The organism is Weissella bombi (assembly GCF_900094835.1).
GTDB classification, from domain to species: Bacteria; Bacillota; Bacilli; order Lactobacillales; family Lactobacillaceae; genus Weissella; species Weissella bombi.
In genome coordinates, this window is record NZ_FMAO01000014.1 from 1 (window position 1) to 20,535 (window position 20,535).

Annotated in this window: 16 protein-coding genes, 1 tRNA gene and 1 rRNA gene; 2 read left to right on the forward strand and 16 right to left on the reverse strand. The window is 37.2% G+C overall.

Going from position 1 to position 20,535, the window contains the following annotated elements; genetic code table 11:
* The 5 genes from GA0061074_RS07840 to ruvA form a co-directional block, all read right to left on the reverse strand.
* Positions 1-279 (reverse strand): 16S ribosomal RNA (locus GA0061074_RS07840); the annotation flags it as partial.
* Positions 280-462: 183 nt separating this feature from the next.
* Positions 463-534, reverse strand: a tRNA-Gly gene (locus GA0061074_RS07845).
* A gap of 94 nt (positions 535-628) precedes the next feature.
* A complete protein-coding gene (queA, locus tag GA0061074_RS07850) occupies positions 629-1,675 on the reverse strand; it encodes a tRNA preQ1(34) S-adenosylmethionine ribosyltransferase-isomerase QueA (RefSeq protein ID WP_092463532.1) in 1,047 nt (348 codons plus the stop codon).
* Between the two features lie 18 nt (positions 1,676-1,693).
* Complete coding sequence (gene ruvB, locus GA0061074_RS07855; protein ID WP_092463534.1) at positions 1,694-2,707, reverse strand: Holliday junction branch migration DNA helicase RuvB; 1,014 nt, start codon at positions 2,705-2,707, stop codon at positions 1,694-1,696.
* A 16-nt stretch (positions 2,708-2,723) separates the two neighbouring features.
* A complete protein-coding gene (gene ruvA / locus GA0061074_RS07860) occupies positions 2,724-3,314 on the reverse strand; it encodes a Holliday junction branch migration protein RuvA (RefSeq protein WP_092463537.1) in 591 nt (196 codons plus the stop codon).
* Positions 3,315-3,722: 408 nt separating this feature from the next.
* Between ruvA and GA0061074_RS07865 the strand changes: the two genes are divergently transcribed.
* Positions 3,723-4,952, forward strand: a complete 1,230-nt coding sequence (locus tag GA0061074_RS07865) for a multidrug efflux MFS transporter (RefSeq protein WP_092463539.1) — start codon at positions 3,723-3,725, stop codon at positions 4,950-4,952.
* Between the two features lie 64 nt (positions 4,953-5,016).
* Here the strand turns inward: GA0061074_RS07865 and GA0061074_RS07870 are convergent, their stop codons facing one another.
* From GA0061074_RS07870 to uvrC, 4 genes are all read right to left on the reverse strand, one after another.
* Positions 5,017-5,640, reverse strand: a complete 624-nt coding sequence (locus GA0061074_RS07870) for a DUF1361 domain-containing protein (protein WP_092463541.1) — start codon at positions 5,638-5,640, stop codon at positions 5,017-5,019.
* Positions 5,641-5,712: 72 nt separating this feature from the next.
* Positions 5,713-6,414, reverse strand: a complete 702-nt coding sequence (locus GA0061074_RS07875; RefSeq protein WP_092463543.1) for a YigZ family protein — start codon at positions 6,412-6,414, stop codon at positions 5,713-5,715.
* Between the two features lie 87 nt (positions 6,415-6,501).
* Entirely contained in the window at positions 6,502-7,812 is a 1,311-nt protein-coding gene (gene obgE, locus GA0061074_RS07880; RefSeq protein ID WP_092463545.1) for a GTPase ObgE, read from the reverse strand.
* Between the two features lie 90 nt (positions 7,813-7,902).
* Positions 7,903-9,696, reverse strand: a complete 1,794-nt coding sequence (gene uvrC / locus GA0061074_RS07885) for an excinuclease ABC subunit UvrC (RefSeq protein WP_092463547.1) — start codon at positions 9,694-9,696, stop codon at positions 7,903-7,905.
* 121 nt (positions 9,697-9,817) lie between these two features.
* Here uvrC and GA0061074_RS09315 point away from each other — a divergent pair, with 121 nt between their 5' ends.
* Positions 9,818-9,943, forward strand: coding sequence for a hypothetical protein (locus GA0061074_RS09315; protein ID WP_275668787.1), 126 nt, complete (start codon positions 9,818-9,820; stop codon positions 9,941-9,943).
* A 247-nt stretch (positions 9,944-10,190) separates the two neighbouring features.
* Here the strand turns inward: GA0061074_RS09315 and GA0061074_RS07890 are convergent, their stop codons facing one another.
* The 7 genes from GA0061074_RS07890 to glyS all read right to left on the reverse strand — a co-directional run bounded on the left by GA0061074_RS07890 (position 10,191) and on the right by glyS (position 20,535).
* Positions 10,191-11,432: an ABC transporter permease gene (locus GA0061074_RS07890; protein WP_092463549.1), complete on the reverse strand. Its 1,242-nt coding sequence runs from the start codon at positions 11,430-11,432 to the stop codon at positions 10,191-10,193.
* The gene (locus GA0061074_RS07895; RefSeq protein WP_092463552.1) at positions 11,425-12,327 is read right to left on the reverse strand and encodes an ABC transporter ATP-binding protein; all 903 of its coding nucleotides are present in this window, start codon (positions 12,325-12,327) and stop codon (positions 11,425-11,427) included. Before GA0061074_RS07895 ends, GA0061074_RS07890 begins: the two co-directional genes overlap by 8 nt.
* Positions 12,328-12,515: 188 nt before the next feature.
* Positions 12,516-15,338: a DNA translocase FtsK gene (locus GA0061074_RS07900; protein ID WP_092463554.1), complete on the reverse strand. Its 2,823-nt coding sequence runs from the start codon at positions 15,336-15,338 to the stop codon at positions 12,516-12,518.
* A gap of 42 nt (positions 15,339-15,380) precedes the next feature.
* Complete coding sequence (locus GA0061074_RS07905) at positions 15,381-15,896, reverse strand: tRNA (cytidine(34)-2'-O)-methyltransferase (protein ID WP_092463556.1); 516 nt, start codon at positions 15,894-15,896, stop codon at positions 15,381-15,383.
* Between the two features lie 123 nt (positions 15,897-16,019).
* On the reverse strand, positions 16,020-17,165 hold the full coding sequence (locus GA0061074_RS07910) for an AI-2E family transporter (RefSeq protein WP_092463558.1): 1,146 nt from the start codon (positions 17,163-17,165) through the stop codon (positions 16,020-16,022).
* 111 nt (positions 17,166-17,276) lie between these two features.
* Positions 17,277-18,305 (reverse strand): lactonase family protein, encoded by a 1,029-nt coding sequence (locus tag GA0061074_RS07915; RefSeq protein ID WP_092463560.1) that lies wholly within the window; start codon positions 18,303-18,305, stop codon positions 17,277-17,279.
* 145 nt (positions 18,306-18,450) lie between these two features.
* Positions 18,451-20,535 carry a glycine--tRNA ligase subunit beta gene (glyS, locus tag GA0061074_RS07920; RefSeq protein ID WP_092463562.1) on the reverse strand — a complete coding sequence of 695 codons (2,085 nt, stop codon included), beginning with the start codon at positions 20,533-20,535 and terminating at the stop codon, positions 18,451-18,453.

A 20,535-nucleotide genomic window follows, 5' to 3' on the forward strand; every position in this document is an offset into this window, starting at 1 on the left:
TAATGCACCGCGGGTCCATCTCTTAGTGATAGCAGAACCATCTTTCAATCAACAACCATGCGGTTGTTGATATTATACGGTATTAGCACTTGTTTCCAAATGTTATCCCCTGCTAAGAGGTAGGTTACCCACGTGTTACTCACCCGTTCGCCACTCTTTGAAATCAAAAAATCAAATCAGAGCAAGCTCATCATATCAATTAAGCACAAAGCGTTCGACTTGCATGTATTAGGCACGCCGCCAGCGTTCATCCTGAGCCAGGATCAAACTCTCATTTTAAAAGTTTGAGTATAACTCAATTTTTGTTACTTTAATTGTCTAACAGAAGTTAAACGAATTTATTAGCGAATTGACTTCGCAAATTTTTTTGTTTCAAGCTTAATGCTTGAAGACCCTACACATTTGTTCTATCGAAACGATATTCAGTTTTCAATGATCAACATCTACATTATAAAAATGTAAAGCGGACGACGGGAATCGAACCCGCATTCCCAGCTTGGAAGGCTGGAGCACTAGCCATTGTACTACATCCGCAAAGTGTTTCGTACGTCAACAACAATATTTATAATACACATTGTTTGCAACAAAGTCAACACTTATTTTAAATTAAATCATTTTTCACTTTTTATTAACGATGAATAAACATTGCATCACCAAAACTAAAGAAACGATACTTCTCATCAACTGCATGTTTATATGCATTTAAGATATTATCACGACCAGTAAAGGCTGCCACTAACATAACCAACGTTGATTTAGGAAGATGGAAATTAGTAATAAACGCATCTACAACATGCCATTGAAAACCAGGCTTGATAAATATATCCGTCCAGCCAGAATCAGCATGTAGCTCACCATCAAATTTAGCACCAATTGTTTCCAAAGTACGAATTGACGTCGTTCCAGTCGCAACAATGCGACCACCGTTAGCTCTAACTTCGTTTAATGTTTGTGCAGCTTCTTCACTCAACTGATAGAATTCTGAATGCATCTTATGATCATCAATGTTATCTTCTTCAACTGGTCTAAATGTCCCCAAGCCAACATGTAACGTTAACTCAACCAATTTAATACCTTTATCTGCAACTTTTTGCAATAACTCAGGGGTCCAATGTAATCCAGCCGTTGGCGCTGCCGCTGAACCATTAACTTTTGAATAAACAGTTTGATAACGTTCTTGATCTTCCAGTTTTTCCTTAATATAAGGAGGCAATGGCATTTCTCCCAATTCTTCCAAAATTTCTAAGAAAATACCATCATAGTGAAACTTAACCATACGTCCACCATGTTCTAATTCTTCAACCACTTCTGCTGTCAAACGACCATCCCCAAAAGTGATTTTTTGACCAACAGGATACTTTCTAGCTGGCTTAACCAATGTTTCCCAAACGTCATCTTGATCTTGACGAAGCAAAAGCACTTCAACATGGCCACCAGTATCTGGACGCTCACCGTAAAGACGGGCTGGTAACACTCTTGAATTATTCATAACCAAGGCATCGCCAGGGTTTAAATAATCAATAATGTCATAAAAATGACGGTCATGGAGCTCACCCGTATCAGCGTTCATTTCTAATAGGCGTGACCCATCTCGCTTCTTTAGTGGTGTCTGTGCAATTAATTCTTGCGGTAGTTCATAATCAAAATCACTCAAACTTGTAAAATTCTCTGCCATGTATCTTTAATCCCCCTCTTATCGTTTAGTGTCTTCAGGTAACGGTAGATTTAAATGCTGATATGCTGCCAATGTCACAACACGCCCACGTGGTGTTCGCTGTAAAAAGCCAATTTGTAACAAATATGGTTCATATACTGACTCAATCGTATCAACTTCCTCACCAATGTTAGCAGCAATAGTATTAACACCAACTGGGCCACCTTGATAAAATTCAATCATCGTTTGCAAAATCTTATGATCGACTTCATCCAGTCCCATACTATCAATTTTCAATAATTGTAAAGAAAAATTGACCATCTCGTCATTAATAACCTGCTGTCCTTTGACCGTTGAAAAATCACGAACTCGCCTCAATAGACGATTAGCAATACGTGGTGTGCCTCGTGAACGTCTTGCCAACTCAAAGGCACCCTCACTAGAAATCTCAATATTAAAAATATCTGATGACCGCTCAATAATTTTTGCTAGTTCATCATGTGTATAGTATGCCATATGTTCAACAATACCAAATCGATCACGTAACGGTTGTGATAACATACCGGCACGAGTTGTAGCCCCTATAAGGGTAAACGGTGGTAATGGAAAATGAATTGGGTGCGCAGTTGGACCCTCACCCGCAATAATATCAACATAAAAATCTTCCATAGCTGAATATAACATTTCTTCAACCTGTTTTGGTAGTCGATGAATTTCATCAATAAATAGAACATCCCCTGGTGCCAATTCATTGAGTAAGGCCAACAAGTCACCAGATTTTTCAATAGCCGGACCAGAAGTCGTCCTTAGACCTACTCCCATTTCATTAGCAACCACCATTGCTAAAGTCGTTTTACCTAACCCAGGTGGACCATACAACAACATATGATCTAGTGGCTCTGAACGTTGTTGTGCTGCTTCTATATAAACATGTAATCTTTGCTTCAGGTCAGCTTGCCCAATATATTGCCGCAACGTATTAGGGCGTAAGGTTTGCTCAACCTTTTCTTCGCCATTTTCAGTGGACATGTCATGTATAAAATCTTCCGCCATCTAAATTAACACCTCCTTACTGCAATAATTTCAATCCTGCACTAACATATTCTGCTGTCGTTTGTTCATCAAGTTTACGCATTGCTTTTTCAACACGGGTAATATCCTTTTTAGCATACCCCAATGCTTCCAAAGCTAATAGTGCATCAGCTAATTCATCATTTTGATTATCTACTGGCGTATCAACGGCAATTACATCACTTGATATTGCGATATCAGACAGTTTATTTTGCAAATCCAATACGATTTGTTGCGCCGTTTTTTTACCAATTCCTGGAAACTTCGTCAAAAATCCTACATCATTCTGTTGAATTGCATTAATTAATCCAGTGTGATCATTGTTTGCCAAAATTGCTAACGCCGATTTGGGACCAATTCCCGAAACATTTAATAGTTTTTGAAATAAGTTCTTTTCTTGTTTATTTAAAAAGCCATACAGTGTCTGCTCATTTTCACGAATAATTTGCTCAACATATACAGTCGTCTTGCTATCCAAAGAAAATGCATATGGATTAGCAACCAACACCCGATAACCAATTCCTTGTATTTCAACGACAATATAATTTGGTGAAATATCTGTAATTAGTCCGTTTAAATATTCGTACATCTTTTTCTCCCGTTTCCAAAATCATTAATTCCATTATAGCAGAAAAGCAATTCATGCTAATTAGTAATTATTTAGGTCACAATCATTATTCCCTAAAATTAGTACCACAATATTCACAATTTATTCATATCTACTAGTTAGGATATACATATCGACTTAAGTTAAGTGGTAGTTGCCATACACACTATCACTAAGTCGTTTCGCTCCCTCATAAAGCGAAGAGTTCTTTACTGTAGTAAACACTCAATTAACATATCTCTTATTAAACCTATAACAAAAACGAGCTAATTATTAATTAGCTCGTTTTTGTTGTCTTAATTCATATATTAAGGCTATATATATGCAGGAACTTTTTAAAACGAGTAGAATAGGTACTCATAGAGGAACAATTAAATAGGAGACATAAATATGTTAAAAGAAAAATTGTCACGATTACCAACTTGGCAACGTAACCTGTTTATTCTTTGGTTTGGTGTCTTCATGACTGGTATTGGTTTTAGTGAGGTAATGCCTTTTCTATCACTATATGTTGATACACTGGGTGACTTCACAAAAAGTCAACTTACTTTTTATAGTGGATTAACTTTTTCAATTACCTTTTTAATGACAGCTATCATATCACCTTTTTGGGGCAAACTAGCTGATAGTCGTGGTCGCAAGTTAATGTTAATACGTGCTTCATTAGGAATGGCTATTGTTTTCTTTCTAATGGGAGCAGTCCAAAATGTTTGGCAATTAATCTTCTTGCGCGCAATGCAAGGTTTATTTGGTGGGTTTATTTCTAATTCCAATGCCATGATCGCCACGCAGACACCCAAAGAACAATCAGGATATGCATTAGGGACACTGGTAACCGGCGTCACCGGTGGCCAACTATTAGGTCCATTTATTGGTGGTGTTCTTGCATCACTGGTTAGCTATCGATTAGCCTTTATTATTACCGGAATTATTTTTTTGTTGGTGTTTTTACTTGTCGCTACGCTAGTAAAAGAAGAATTCACACCTGTTCCGAAAGGCGAATCCCTTTCTAGAAAAGAAGTCTTTGCACAACTATCCTACCCTAAATTAACAATTGGTTTGTTTACAACAACATTTATTATTCAAATTGTTAATCAATCAATTAGTCCGATTATTTCGCTATTCGTCCGTGAATTAAATAACGGTGCTGGTAGCACCACATTATGGGCAGGACTTGTCGCAGCCATGCCTGGTATTGCAACAATGTTAGCAGCACCCCGATTCGGTCAGCTCGGTGATCGGATTGGTACCCATCGTATCATGTTAATGGGTTTTAGTTTAGCGTTTATTTTTATGCTACCAACCGGCTTCGTAACAGCAGTTTGGCAACTTGCAATCCTAAGATTTATGATTGGTATTTCTGATGCGACGATGTTGCCAGCGGTACAAACGTTACTAACGAAAACAACCCCAACGCAAGTTACATCACGTATCTTCGCTTATAATCAATCATTTCAATCATTAGGTTCCGTAGCTGGACCAATTATGGGAACCTTCGTTGCAATGTTCTTTGATTATAGTGGTATTTTTATCGCAAGTGCACTATTAATCGTTGTAAATGCTTGCCTGTTTTTCTATCGTACAAAATCGTTAAAGGGTGATAAAAACCTCAATTTGTAAACTAAAAAGCCTGTCATTAACTACATCTCATTCTATATGAGATGCGACTAATGACAGGCTTTTTTTAATCAGTATTGATTCGGCGAATCATATGATATAACACTAACAATGCAAATTGTAATGAACCAAATGATATGACAAACACCAAACTATGTGTTGATAACGATGTTAAAAATAATGTAAATACTTTGTGTGGTGCACTAACTAGTTCCCATGAATTAATTCTTAAAAATCTGCCCAAATAAATACCATAGGCCGATACAAACGACAAAACAATATAAAATAGTAGCGTCCATACTGGTAGCCGTGTGCCACAATAAACACGACCAATAATATGAGCAGATGACAATCCAAATAATAAGCCCATTAAAACGCCAACTGCTAAAATAGCGTAGTTAAAAAATTGCATTTCAGTCATTAGTCCGGTTCCAATCGAGGACAAGTGGCTAAAATCAGTCACCATATACATCGCATTAGGAAAAAATACTAACCAAACTATTGTGAGACCACACTTCACAAATAATAATTTCTTTTTAACACTCAAATACCTAATTGTTAAAGCTAGATCAAAAGGTATTAATGCTAAAAATAAATTCCAAATCAGAAAATTGTAGTTGGTTGGTACTAACCAAATGACTAAAAGCAAACTTAAAACGACTAAGTGTACCCTTAGAATATCCTTTTTCATCTCTTCTCCCAATACCTTTACTAATTAACTCGAACCAATTTTAGATTGTTTAGTGTAAAAAAGACTTAAAGTCTATTTTAATGTTTCTGTTTTAGCGCTAACCCGTTTTTTATAAGGGACTTCAAACCAATCAATATCACCCACTACGATTTCAACCTGACCTGCTAACTCATCAACGACGGCATCTTTAAATGATGCCATATCTTCATCAGCTATTGCGACTTTAATAGTCACATCAGTTGTATAATCGGTAGCTAAAATTTCGTGATCATGTTGTGTTAACCAATATGCTAGTGGTTCATACTGACTATATGACACTTTCAAGTTAACCTCATGGCGTTGAATGCGTTCAATTAGACCAGTTGCTTCAACACCACCAACTACGGTCCCAGCATATGCACGCACTAAACCACCAGCACCAAGTTTGATACCACCAAAATAACGGGTTACCACTACAGCTATATCACGAATAGCATTATTTTTTAACACTTCCAACATTGGAACACCGGCAGTCCCCGCCGGCTCACCATTATCAGAATACCGTTGTACTTCATTACGATCACCTAACATATATGCCCAAACATTATGTGTTGCTTTGCGGTGTTCGACATTAATTGTATCAATAAAATTTTTCGCTTCTTCTTCATTAGAAACTCGTGCCATATTAACAATAAAGCGTGATTTTTTAATAGTCTGTTCCCAAGTAACTTTTGAGTCAGCGATTGTTATATATTTTCCTAATTCACTAACATGTTCAACTTGATTTCCTGCCATACTTACCCCTTTCAATATTAATAATAAAAAATGCTCATTTTCGAATTAACCTCGAAAATGAGCATTTCTGCAATTTAAAAACAGTTACTAATCTTCATATTCAAACTGGAAGTCCAAAATTTGAACTGTATCACCATTCTGAGCACCTGCTGCATGGAGTGCTTCGTCAACACCCATAAAGCGAATTTGACGAGCAAAGCGCATTAATGACTCAGTATAATTAGTATTTGTTCGCTTAAACAAACGCTCAATTTCATTTCCAGAAAGAACCCAAACACCATCTTCATCGCGATCCAATTCAAATGGTTGTTCACGTTCTTCAAATTCATAATTAGCTTGATCAGCATCTTCTTGCACCATACCCTTAGGTACGAATACAGGTGTTTCATCCAACAAATCAGCTGTTCGACGCAAAAGTGGTTCTAACCCTTCACGTGATAATGACGAAATTGGCATAATTTCAAGATTATCCGGAACATTTTCATCATTTTTCAACTGCTCTTCAAACATTTCCAATGCAGTTTGTGCATCCGGCATATCCATCTTAGTTGGTACAATAATTTGTGGTCGCTCCAATAATGCGGGATCATATGCTGCTAACTCTTGATTAATTTTCAAGTAATTATCATATGGATCTTGTTCTGGATCAACCCCAGACATATCAATCATATGCAAAATAACACGTGTACGTTCCACATGACGTAGGAATTGAATTCCTAATCCAACACCTTCAGATGCACCCTCAATTAATCCAGGTAAATCAGCCATAACAAAATCACGGCCGTCTTCTAACCGAACCATCCCCAAATTAGGAACTAAGGTTGTAAAATGATATGCCGCTACCTTAGGTTTAGCTGCCGTAACAACTGATAATAACGTTGACTTTCCAACAGATGGGAAACCAACTAAACCAACATCTGCTAGAACTTTTAGTTCTAGCGCAACATCTAGTTCTTCACCAGGTTCTCCATTTTCAGCAATTTCTGGTGCTGGGTTTTTAGAAGAGGCAAAACGAATATTACCACGGCCACCACGGCCACCTTGTGCAATAACTAAGCGTTGACCTTTTTCAGTCAAATCACCAATTACTTGACCAGTTTCTACATTGGTAATTGTCGTTCCCTGGGGTACTCGAATTACCAAATCTTCTGCAGAACGACCAGTCATTGCTTTGGTAGCACCATTACCACCTACTTTTGCCTTGAAATGACGCTTATAACGGAAATCCATCAAGGTACGCAAACCTTCATCAACTTCCATTACAACTGATCCACCGTGACCACCATCGCCACCAAATGGACCACCCATATTAATATATTTTTCGTGACGGAAGGATACTGCTCCATCGCCACCTTTTCCTGCTTTAACAAAAATCTTTACTTGGTCGACAAACGCCATCGTTTATGACCTCACTTTCTTTTTAGCTCTCATAGCCAACTGTAAACTGTCGCATTTCATTTTACAGCACTTTAGCATGTTTGACCACCATTAGTCATCATGATGTTGCGTTGCTGCTAATGATATTTTGATATTATTGGCTACTTTTTCAGATATACCTAATTTTTGTAAATCACTTATCGATGCTTGTGCCATTTTATTCATTGAACCAAAATTTGACAATAACTTTTGTCGTGTTTTTGGACCAACACCTGCTATTTCATCTAATCTTGAACCAAGCGAACTCTTAGAGTGTAATTGACGATGGAAGGTTATTACAAAACGATGCACCTCGTCTTGAATACGTTGTAGTAAATAAAAACCTTGCGAGTTTGGATCAAGGTGAACATGATCTGCACCCTCTTCCTTCAACAAATCAGCTGTTTTGTGTTTTTCATTCTTAACCATTGCTGCCACTGGAATCGACAACCCTAGTTCATCTTCAATCACTTCTTTAGCTGCATTCAATTGAATTACACCACCATCCATTAAGATAAGATCTGGTAATGCACCATGTTCTTTTAGTAGCCGTGTATATCGACGCCGGATAACTTCCATGGTTTCAGCTCGTTCATCAGCATGTAAGACACCTTTAGTTTTATACTTACGATACTTATTCTTATTTGGTACCCCATCCTCAAAAACAACCATTGCCGAAACCATATCAGCTCCTTGTAGATGAGAGTGATCAAATGCTTCGATAACATTAATTTTTTCAATGTCTAACGCATCTGCAATTTCTTGCATTGCACCAGTAGTTTTTGATTCATTCATGGCTAATAAACGGAATTTTTCATCTAAAACAATTTTTGCATTCTTACCAGCCAATTCCAATAATGATCGCTTTTCACCACGCTGTGGGGTTCTAACTGGTATATTCAACACTGCCGCTATCGATTGTGTATCAACCCCTTTAGGGACGAGAATCTCCTTTGGTAACACAGAATTACGACGATTATAAAATTGTAAAATAAATTGAGCTAGCTCTTCTTCTGGCGAATCAATAATTGCAAACAAACGCTTTTCTCGTTTTAATAAGCGTGACTGTCTAATAAAGAAGACTTGTACAGATAACCAACCTCTGTCCATATAAAAGTTAAAGATATCACGTGGTGTCCCATCACGTGATATAATCTGCTGCTTTTCTACAGTTGCCTCAATAAATTTTATTTGGTCACGTAAATCTGCTGCCCGCTCATATGCCATGTCAGCCGCTGCTGTTGCCATCTTCTTTTGCAACATCTTACGCACTTCCTTAGTATCACCATCCAAAAAGCGTTTGATCTTTTTAATCTGCTCAGCATATTCAGATTCTGGAACCTCTTTATAACAAGCTCCTAGACATTGCCCAATATTCGCATATAAACAAGGTCGTCCTTGATAACCATTACACCGCCGTAGAGGATATACTTTCTGCAAAAAATGTAATGTCTCCTGCGCTGCATAAACATTTGGATATGGTCCAAAATAGTGCGCACCATCTTTTGTCACTTCATTAGCCAACAAAATTTGTGGGTCACGTTCGTTTGTAATTTTGATATACGGATAACCAGTACCACGCTTTAAACGAATATTATAGTATGGTTGATATTTTTGAATTAACGTAATTTCTAAAAGCAACGATTCTTTTTCTGAACTGGTAACAATAAAATCAAAATCAGCAATATTTTCTACTAACTGAGCTGTTTTACCAGTATGGTCGCTCTTAAAGTAAGAACGCACTCTGTTCTTTAAATTTTTAGCTTTACCAACATAGATAATTTTCCCGTTCTTATCTTTCATTTGATACGAACCCGGCAAATCAGGTAATAGCATTAACTTTTGTTCAATGTGTTTTGTTGTCATCTAGTAACCTTCCTTCATGCTTTAGCTGACAATTTTTACATTATATCACTACCGGTCATTTAACCAATTATTAAGTAAACATGCTATAATGTACCTAATTATTAATTAGGAGGTTCTTTTCATGCCACTACAAACAAAAAGAAATGACGAATTAACTCGTCAAGTGGACGAAGTATTCGACATCCCTGATTTGAACGACAAGGATAAAGATCGTTTTCTTGGCAAAAACAGCCACGAAGAAAATTAAAATAACGATATTAAGGTTGGAACATAAAGAAAATGTTCCAACCTTTTTAGCTAAAAAAAATATTAATTATAAACCTGTCAATTTTATAGCATAAACGCGTTCCAAAAGTCTGAAGCCTCAATGTAACACAATTTACGCACCGGCTTCAAAGCAACTTTTGTCTCGCTCTCATTTCGACTTACTTATTTATCATAACAACCCCACCCTATTTTCTCAATAGGATGGGGTTGTTAATTTATATAATGCTTTATTGCTTTTTAGAGAAAAGTCCCTTTAAACTAAGTAATGCTGCTTTGGTAATATTACCATCATTATAAGTTAAGACATTACGCTTATATACGCGTAAACCATAACGTGCTAAGAAAATCAAAACAATCAACTCTAACGCTAATGCGATAAACGCATCTGTCATATTCGCATACTGCAATCCCAAGCGGGCTGGCATAAGTGTTTGCGAGATAAATGGTACGTATGATAACGCATTAATAAAAGCATTGTGTGGTTGACCATTCAAAACGAAGGTTAGAATATAACCAATCATTGAAAAGTATGAAATTGGTGCAACTGCCTGTTGTACTTGACTTAAATCATTCACCATAGCTGACACAATTGCTGTTACAACCATATACAAAAAGATACCAATTAGTGTCAAGAAACCTGTCATAATTGCGAATTTTGCATCTACACCCGTTAAAAGGCCTTTGAGTGTTTTGACGAACTCATTATCACCAAAGAAAATCGCTGTTACACCGACGACTACAAAATAAATCAAACCGTGCGTAATTGCTAACCCGGCTATACCTAATAACTTACCGAAGAACTGAATACCCGGCGACGTCACAGCCAACAAAATTTCCATGATTCGTGACGATTTTTCGTTTGCAATTTCTTGTGAAATCATTCCAACATAAGCACTTAAAAAGATAAATATAAAAATTCCGAGTGCAGCTGACAAAAGCTGATTGGCTTGATTCGTTGCTTGGCCACCCTGCGATGACTTACCACTTGTGTTATAGACACTAGTTTGAAAATCTGGCTTCGTTACCAAACTGTTAAGCTGATTAGGCGTTAAATGCATCTTGGTAGCTTGACTAAGCATATGATACTGATCAAGCGTGACTTGTAAAGTTGTCTCCGATAAATTTTCAGCATCAACCGACATCTTTAGTGCGTAACTATTTTCCTTTGAAGTTAAATAACCATCGATTTTATCTTTCTTTAAATTAGCTTTTGCTGTAGCAAGCGAGTCAACGTTTTTAAACTTTGCTTTCACCGTTTTATTTTGTTTTAAATAATTATCTAACGGCCGATTAGCAACAACTGCAACAGTCGGTTGCTCATGACTCTGTGTGGCATCAATAACCCATGTAATACCGAAAATAACTAAGATAACTAACAATGGCGCCAATACGACTGACCAAAAGCCAAATGTCTTAAAACGATTCAGGTATGTTTGCCGAGCTACTAAATATAATTGTCGTTTACTCATTAACACTTCCCCCTGTTACTTCACGACGGAAAATTTCATCTAAGGTTGGTGGTTGTTGTGAAAATACCGGCACATACCCATCCTTTGCAACCAATGAAAATACTTCCTTACCAACAGATGAGTCAGCCAATTTAATGTGTCGACCAGCACCTTCCTTTTGAATATCTAATATACCAGGGATTGTTAACAACTGTTCATTAGTAACTGGTGATTCTAAATAGATTTCACTGCGACCAAATGATTCGCGAATTGTGTTCAACTCGCCACTCAACACTGTTTTACCATGTTTTAACATCAGTAATTCATCAGATAATTTTTCAACACCGCTCATATTATGTGAACTAAAAATAATATGGGCACCGTTTTGCTTAAGTCGTAAAATTTCATTCATCATTAATTGCGTATTCACTGGATCTAGCCCCGTAAATGGTTCATCCAAAATCAACAACGAAGGCTCTGTTATCACAGTTGCAATTAATTGCACTTTTTGCGCATTACCTTTTGATAAACTTTGGACTTTGTCTGAAACCTTACCAACTACATCTAATTTTTTCATCCATGATTGTAGCTGTTGCTTGGCATCAGCTTTTTTCATACCATGTAATTCAGCAAAATAAAGCACTTGTTGTTCTACCGTCAATTTTTGGTATAAACCACGTTCTTCTGGTAAGAAACCAATATTTTGCTTATCTTTATTCGTAATCGCATGACCGTCCCAACTAATCGTCCCCTTTGTTGGTTGAATAAAATCAAGCATCATACGAAAAGTTGTTGTTTTACCAGCCCCATTTTGTCCGATTAAGCCGACAACATGGCCTGGTTTCAATTGCATATTCATATCATCAACCGCCAGCTTGTCACCAAACTTTTTGGTTAAATTTTTTAATTCAATCATATAAAAACTCCTATATTACATTGGCAGTTAACACTAATAGAATATCATACTTATGAAAGTAATATTATAAATTAAATTTAACGAAATACATTATTTTATAAAAAAGCTGTTAAGTAACTATTCAAATAGTAACTTAACAGCTTTTAATTGTATTATAAATATTAAATTTTTAATGCTTAGTACAATGATTAATGACCGTTTCGTTTAAAACGATCCATCATTTCAGCAGTAAATTTTAATTCACGCGGCTTAGAACCGTTTGCAGGACCAATTAAACCACGGTCCTCTAACGAATCAATAATGCGACCGGCACGATTATATCCCATACCAAAATGACGTTGAATTGAAGATGTCGATGCACCGTTTGCACGAAGAATAAATTCTAGTACATCGTCCCATTTTTCATCAAGGTCATCATTTCCTGAACCATGACCGCCTTCCAATGCCTGAACTTCTTCATCTGATACTGTCATTGACTCATCATACTGTGCACTACCTTGTTGCTTAATAAAATCAGTCAATGCTTCAACGTCTTCATCCGAAATAAAGGCACCTTGCACACGTTGTGGACCATTAGAACCGATTGGTGCAAATAACATATCACCACGACCAAGCAACTTTTCAGCACCATTACTATCCAAAATGGTACGTGAATCGACACCTGAAGACACTGCGAATGCCATACGTGATGGGACGTTAGCCTTAATTAATCCAGTAATAATATCAACTGATGGTCGTTGCGTTGCCACAATCATATGAATCCCAGCAGCTCGACCAAGTTGTGCGATACGCACAATGGCGTTTTCAACATCACCAGATACTGAAGATGTCATCATCAAATCAGCCAACTCATCAATAATAACAACTAAGTAAGGTAGCTTTTGGTTAACAACACCTTTTTCCGTTTCATTACGCTTGCTTACCAATCGATTATAACCATCGATGTTACGAACACCCTCTTGTGCTAATAACTTAAAACGACGGTCCATTTCGGCAACAACCTTCTTCAAACCTAGTGCTGCCTTCTTTGGATCCGACACAACTGGTGTAATCAAATGTGGAATATCATTATAAACCGACAACTCAACCTTTTTGGGATCCACAAGCATTAAACGGACCTGTGAAGGCTTAGCCTGGAGCAAAAGTGATGCTAAAATACCGTTAATTGCCACTGATTTTCCAGAACCTGTTGAACCAGCAATTAGCAAATGCGGCATCTTCGTTAAGTCGACTTTTACGACACCACTTGTTACACCACGTCCAATTGGTACTACCAATGGTTTTTCAGTATCAATACCGGCTTCTTCAACCATATCGCGGAAACCAACCGTTGCTTGTTGATCATTTGCCACTTCAATTCCCACAACATTTTTACCGGGAATTGGTGCTTCAATACGCAAAGATTTTGCAGCTAAGGCTAAAGCTAAATCATCAGCTAAGTTTTGAATCTTTGATACTTTCACACCAACAGCCGGCTTAATTTCATATTGCGTTACAGTGGGACCTAAGACAACCTTTTCAACCGTCGCATTAATCTTGAAACTATGTAATGTTTCATGCAAAATACGCGCTTTTTCACTAAGTGCATCACGCTCTTTAGATTGATCAGTTGATCCAATATGCTGCAACAAACTAGTAGTTGGTAATTGATAATCTTTATCGTCAATTACCGTACCTAAACCACTAGCATCAACATCGGCCGTTGGTTCCGTCTGTGTTGAAGGTGTGACATGCATATTTTCTTGATGTGGTTTAGCAGGCGTCGTAATCTTTTGTGTTGGTTCGTACAACATATCAACATGTGAACGATTCGATGAACTCGTCTCATTGCCTGAATTTGACATGAAATCTTGCTCAGGCACAAAATCATCATCCGGCAAATCTTCACCATATACAACAGGTTCAACTGGATCAGCCGATTGAATAACGCCTTTAGAATCAAAACTTGAATCTGATGTTGCCGCAAATGGTACATCTTCTTCAACAGACTTTTTGTCATCTGCTGCCTGTTGCCACTGCGCTTTTTGCTCTTTCATCTTCATCAAAGTCGGATCCACCGCTACCGTGGCTTGATCTTCTGACTGTGATTGTGGTGCAACAATTTCTGGTAATACAAAATCAAATTGTGTTGCTGAAGCTTCCTGTTCATCATCTCCTTGCTCAGATGCTTTCGGCTTTAACTTAAAGTCAACTTTCCCTGAAGAACTGGCCTCCGGTACTGGCTTCTTCGCTTTCTTATGATCAGTGCTAAACGGATCTTCATTGAAGAATTCTTTCATAGCTTCTTGTTGACGCTCTTTTTGATTACTACGGAAGGTATTAATTGATTCAGTTACTTTTTCATGCGCAGTGGTTGCCTGTGTCTGTACCAAATCACCCGCCCCTTCGGCAAAATTAAAGAAATTATCGAATACACTTCGCAAAGGTAATTTAAACATAACAATCAAGCCAACCAATAAGAAGACAATTGCAATCAACCACGAACCAAAGTTTCCAGTAGCCAAATAAGTATACTGATATAAAATTGCGCCAATCATACCCCCGCCGACTGGTGTCGTCACTGCGTGATTATTCAAATCTTGATTAATCAATGATTGAATTGTTGCAACATATTCACTATGCACGTTCATCTTATTGAACAACAAAATTGAACCGATTAACATGATACCAACATAAAATAGCGTAAAGCCGGTATAATGGTGTCCTTTAATTCGAGGTGGCCAGGTACCATATGCCATAACAACAAGGAATGGTACTAACAAAACAATCAATAAAAATTGATATGAACCACCAACAACCAAACGAACTAAATTAGCAACCAATTTCCCGACCAAACCGACTTTAACAATCGCCAAAGCCGATAAAATCACTGCAATCAAACCTGAAAACTGTGGTAAACGCTGTATAAACCATTCCAGCGTGTCATTACTTTGTTTCTTTTTACGATTGGTAGTTTTAGTTGGACGCCGCTTAGTTGTTTTTTTCCGAGCTGTCGTCTTTTTATATGCCATATGTGCCTCCTTTCTTAAATGTTAAACGCAAATCATTGCTATTTATTTAAGCTTATCGTAATCGTATTCATGTGTTAAATCAAGATTTGGAAAGTTTTGTTGACGCAATACCTCATAAATAATAATTGAAGCTGTGTTTGATAGATTCAATGAACGAATGTGCTCATCATTTTGTGGAATACGCAAAGCTTGATCAGGATGCTCCTTCATAAATGGTTCTGGCAAACCAGTGGTTTCCTTACCAAACAAGAAGTAGTAATCATGATCAACATTCGTATAATCTGCTTGGTGGTATGATTGCTTAGCAAACTTTGAAATTAAAAATAATTCATCAGTGTCTTTTAATGTTGCCATGAAAGCAGGCAAATTCTTGTGAACTGTAATATCAACATTGTCCCAGTAATCTAAACCAGCACGCTTAACGTGCTTATCATCTAATTTAAATCCCAATGGCTCAATCAAGTCTAACTTAGTATTTGTACCCGTTGCAGTTCTGGCAATATTACCCGTGTTAGCTGGCATTAGTGGTTCAAATAAAACAATGTGATTCGTACTCATAAAATAATTTCTCCTCTTCTTAGGCCTTTTTAACCTATACGTGATTAATGCATACAAAAATAAGTATAGCACGGACTACAGGTCACTTGTGCTATACTTATCAAAATTTTTAATGATTTAGAGTTAATCTTCTTGATCGTTAAACAAATCAGAACTAGCTTGCCACCAGTTATAGAATCTTGAAATTAACACCTTTAAGATTGCATAACCTGGTACTCCAAAGATAACACCTAAAATTCCAAAGATATTACCTGCTGATAGCAACACCAATAGAACAGTTACTGGATGAATCTTTAATGATGAACCTAGTAGTTTAGGTGAAATAATACGTCCCTCTAATGTTTGTTCAATCATAAAGACAATCAATACTGACACCAACATCATTGGTGAAATGAAAATACCAACAACAATTGGCGGTACCATTGACAAGAACGATCCCAAAAATGGAATAATATTCAATATTCCTGCAATGATGGCAATCAACCAACCATATGGCAATCCAATAATGGTATAACCAATCGCGAACATAATCATTACTGCAAATGCTACTGAAATTTGACCACGAATATAGTTGGAAATTTGGCGGCTAATTTCCTTTAATGTTGTTAAGAAAGACTGACGCACTTTAACTGGCAAAAATTTTGCCACATATCCTGGCATCTGGTGACCATCTTTAAGCAAATAGAACAATACAAATGGGAAAGTTACAATAGCGATAACAACCGACGTTACCGTACCAAGAACTGATGAAACACCATGCAACCCCTTCTTAGCATATTCCGCCGAATAGTCCTTTAACCAACTAGAGATTTCATCATTTGTGTTATTAAACCACTTATTAACATTATTAAATTTACGATCTGTCGTCACTTGATCAACGATGCGAACAATTTTATGCCAATAAGTTGGCCATTGGTTAATCAAATCCATAATTTGACCACTGACCCATGGGATAAATACTGCTAAGCCCCAGACAATCAATAATGCCAAAACAACAAATTGAATTGCAATAATCACAATTCTAGAAAGATTAAAGCGACGTTCTGCCCAATCCACCATTGGATTAAGTAAGAAATAAAAGACACCAGCAATCACAATTGGTGCACCTACCGCACTAAAAAACTGCGCAATTGGTTGAAAAAGAAACGACACCTTGTTCAACATAAACACGATAAGTAAAAATAGTAAGATTACCAACATGGCTGAAACAATTTTATTGTCTAAAAACCAACGCTGAAAACTTGATTGACCTTTAGGTTCCTTGTTCATATTTTTCTCCTTTAATATAGAGATATTTTATATAAAAAAACACCCTTTAGCCGTTATACATGCGTACATACACAACTATCAGGGTGTTAATCTAATCATTCATGCGTATTACTAGTCAACAAACAAAACGCGAATAGCCTCAGGTACAGCAAAGTCCTTTTGTACAAGCTCTAGCTTTCCTGATTCACTATCACGAGTATATACTGAAACATTATCTGTATTTTGGTTTGCTGCAATCAAGTAATTTTCTTCAGGATTCAAAGCAAAATCACGTGGGAAATCACCTTCTGTAGAAATCCATTGAATATGCTCAACAGCGGCACCATTATCCTTTACGGCAAATACTGCAATTGAATTGTGACCACGATTTGACGTGTATACAAAACGACCATCCTTTGAAAGATAAATAGCAGCACCACCATTATGTGCATCCCAATCTTCAGGAATCATTAAGACCGTTTGTAATAATGTAAATGAACCGTCTTCATTATACTTTAAAACAGATAGCTTTGATGACAACTCACCTAACAAGTAAGCATATTGTCCATCTGGACTAAAGCGAATATGACGAGGTCCAAATCCTTCTTCAGTTTTAAAAGTAGCCTTTAGGGTAAGCTTACCTTGATCAGAAATATCAAATGTTAACACCTTATCTGCACCCAAATCAGCAACTACAATACGGTTGTCAGGTGTCAAATTGCTAAAGTGAACGTGTGTTCCTTCTTGCTCTGGACGAGGTCCTTTTCCTTCTGATTGATAAGTATCAGTCAAAGTTAAATTACCTTGCGCATCAATTGCATAAACGTCTAACGTTCCCTTATGATAATTTCCTGTGTAAACTAATTGACGAGCTTCATCAACAGCAACATATGCTGGAGAAGAACCATCAGCTAATACTTCTTGTTGTAATGTAACTTGACCATCAGTATAGTCATAAACTGCAACACCACCTTGGCCATCTTTCTTGTCAACAGCATAAAGTTTATTTGCTTTGCTTAATGCCAAATAAGTTGGTGCACCAATTTCTGCCACTAACTTTGCGTTAGATAGCTTTCCTGCTTCAGTATCAAAATCTGCAGCATAAATTCCTTTTGACACACGCTTTGTATATGTTCCAAATAAAATATGTTCTAATGCCATTGATTTGCTCACTTTCTTAAATATCTTTTTTAAATCGCTTACATTATAACATAATTCAACAATACAATTAAACGTCTATTAATAATACAAAAATACCCAAACTAAATAGTTTGGGTATTCTCTATATTATTAAATAACAATCAAACTAGTTTGATTTAACATCCAAAGCCATAAAGTTAGCCACTTTGTTAGCTTGGTTTGAAACGCTTTGCAAACTTGCCAAACGATTTTGCTTAACGGCTTCATCATCAACCATAACCATTGTCTCATCAAAGTAAGCCGCAATAGCTGGTTGTAATCCTAACAACGCCTTTAGTAATTCATCAGTTGTAAATTCAGCGCCTTCTAATAATGAAGCTTCAGCGTACAATTGACTCTCAGCAGTATTTTCAAATAGAGCTGAATCCACAGTAGCATCAGTTGGATTCTTAGTTGTCAAGCGCATAACACGTGTCAATGATTCAACACCCTCACGGAAGTTATCGTCATCAATGTGTGCTGACAAAGCTACTGCTGATTTAAACATTTGTGTCGTATCAGTCAATTCACCAGTCGTCACAGCATTAATAATGTCATAACGGACCTTTTGTGATTGCAAAGCCTTAACAACACGGTCTGTCAAGAATGAAACAACATCATTGACAACGTTACCTAAGTTAGCCGCAACATCTTCAGGCAATCCAAAATGACTCTCTTCAGCATTAATTTCACTAATTAAATCAGTCAAAATTGCATCAATTGGTAGGTCCCATTCGTTGTCGTGCAAAATGTTAACCACACCAGAAGCAGCACGACGTAATGCATAAGGGTCATTTGATCCAGAAGGCATCATATCGCCAGCGAAGAATGTTAATAGACTGTCCAATTTATCAGCTAGTGCCAAAACCTTACCTAATTGAGATGCTGGTAGTTCACCATCTGCTGAAATTGGCATGTAGTGCTCACGAATAGCTTGTGCTACAGGTGCTTCTTCACCAAAGATAAGCGCATACTTTTCTCCCATTACACCTTGCAATTCGTCGAATTCACCAACCATCCCCGTCATCAAGTCAAACTTATAAATTTCAGCAGCACGAGCCAATTGTTGTTGTTGTTCATCAGTTAATGCAACACGGCTACCAATAATTGCAGCTAAGGCCTTAACTCGTTGTGTATGACTAGCAACAGAACCCAACTTAGCATGGAATGACACAACATTTAACTTATCATTGTAAAAGGCGATATCATGCTTTTGATCTTCATGATAGAAGAACTTTGCATCTTCCAAACGGGCAACTAGCACCTTTTCATTACCTGCAATGACGTTATCCAAGTGCTCAGCGTTTCCATTTCGAACTGAAACAAAGTATGGCAACAAAGAACCATTCTCATCCACAACATGGAAGAAACGTTGGTGCTCACGCATTGAAGTAATCAAAACTTCGTCAGGCAATTCTAGATATTCAGGATCAAATTTACCCACAAAAGCGGTTGGATATTCAACGATATTATTAACTTCTTCTAATAAATCATCATCTTTTTCAACATGCCAACCATTCTCACTGGCCAACGCATCAATTTGTGACACAATATTTGCCTTACGTTCATCAGCAGCGGCTTGGACGTATACCTTGGCTAAGTCATCAACGTAATCAGTTGCATTAGCAATATCCACTGATTGACCTAAGAAACGGTGACCACGAGTTTGACGGCCTGATTTAACATCAAGCACTTCGAGTGGCACAACCACGTCATCCAACAAAGCAACAATCCAACGAATTGGACGAATATACTCAAAAGTATGACGTGACCACTTCATAGTTGTGGTAAATGTCATGCTAGTAATAACATCCTTCATACCAGCTAACACTTCAGCAGCTGGTTTACCAGCCTCAAATTTTGTCACGAAGATGTATTCGTTACCCTTAAATTCTTTAAAGGTAATATCATCGGTCGTTAAACCTTGACCACGAGCAAATCCTTGGGCAGCACGTGAATAGTTACCTTCTTTATCAAAAGCAGCTTTTTTAGCAGGTCCTTTAACTTCTTTTGTTAAGTCATCGGCCTTATCTGCAACGTCTGAAATCAAAACTGCCAAACGACGAGGAGTTGAAAATGGCTTAATTTCACCATATTGTAGACGATTGTCTTTCATAAAATCTGCTGCGCGTTCAACCAATTGGTTAATTGCTGGTGTTACCAGTTGTGCAGGCATTTCTTCCAAACCAATTTCTAATAAAAAGTTTGCCAT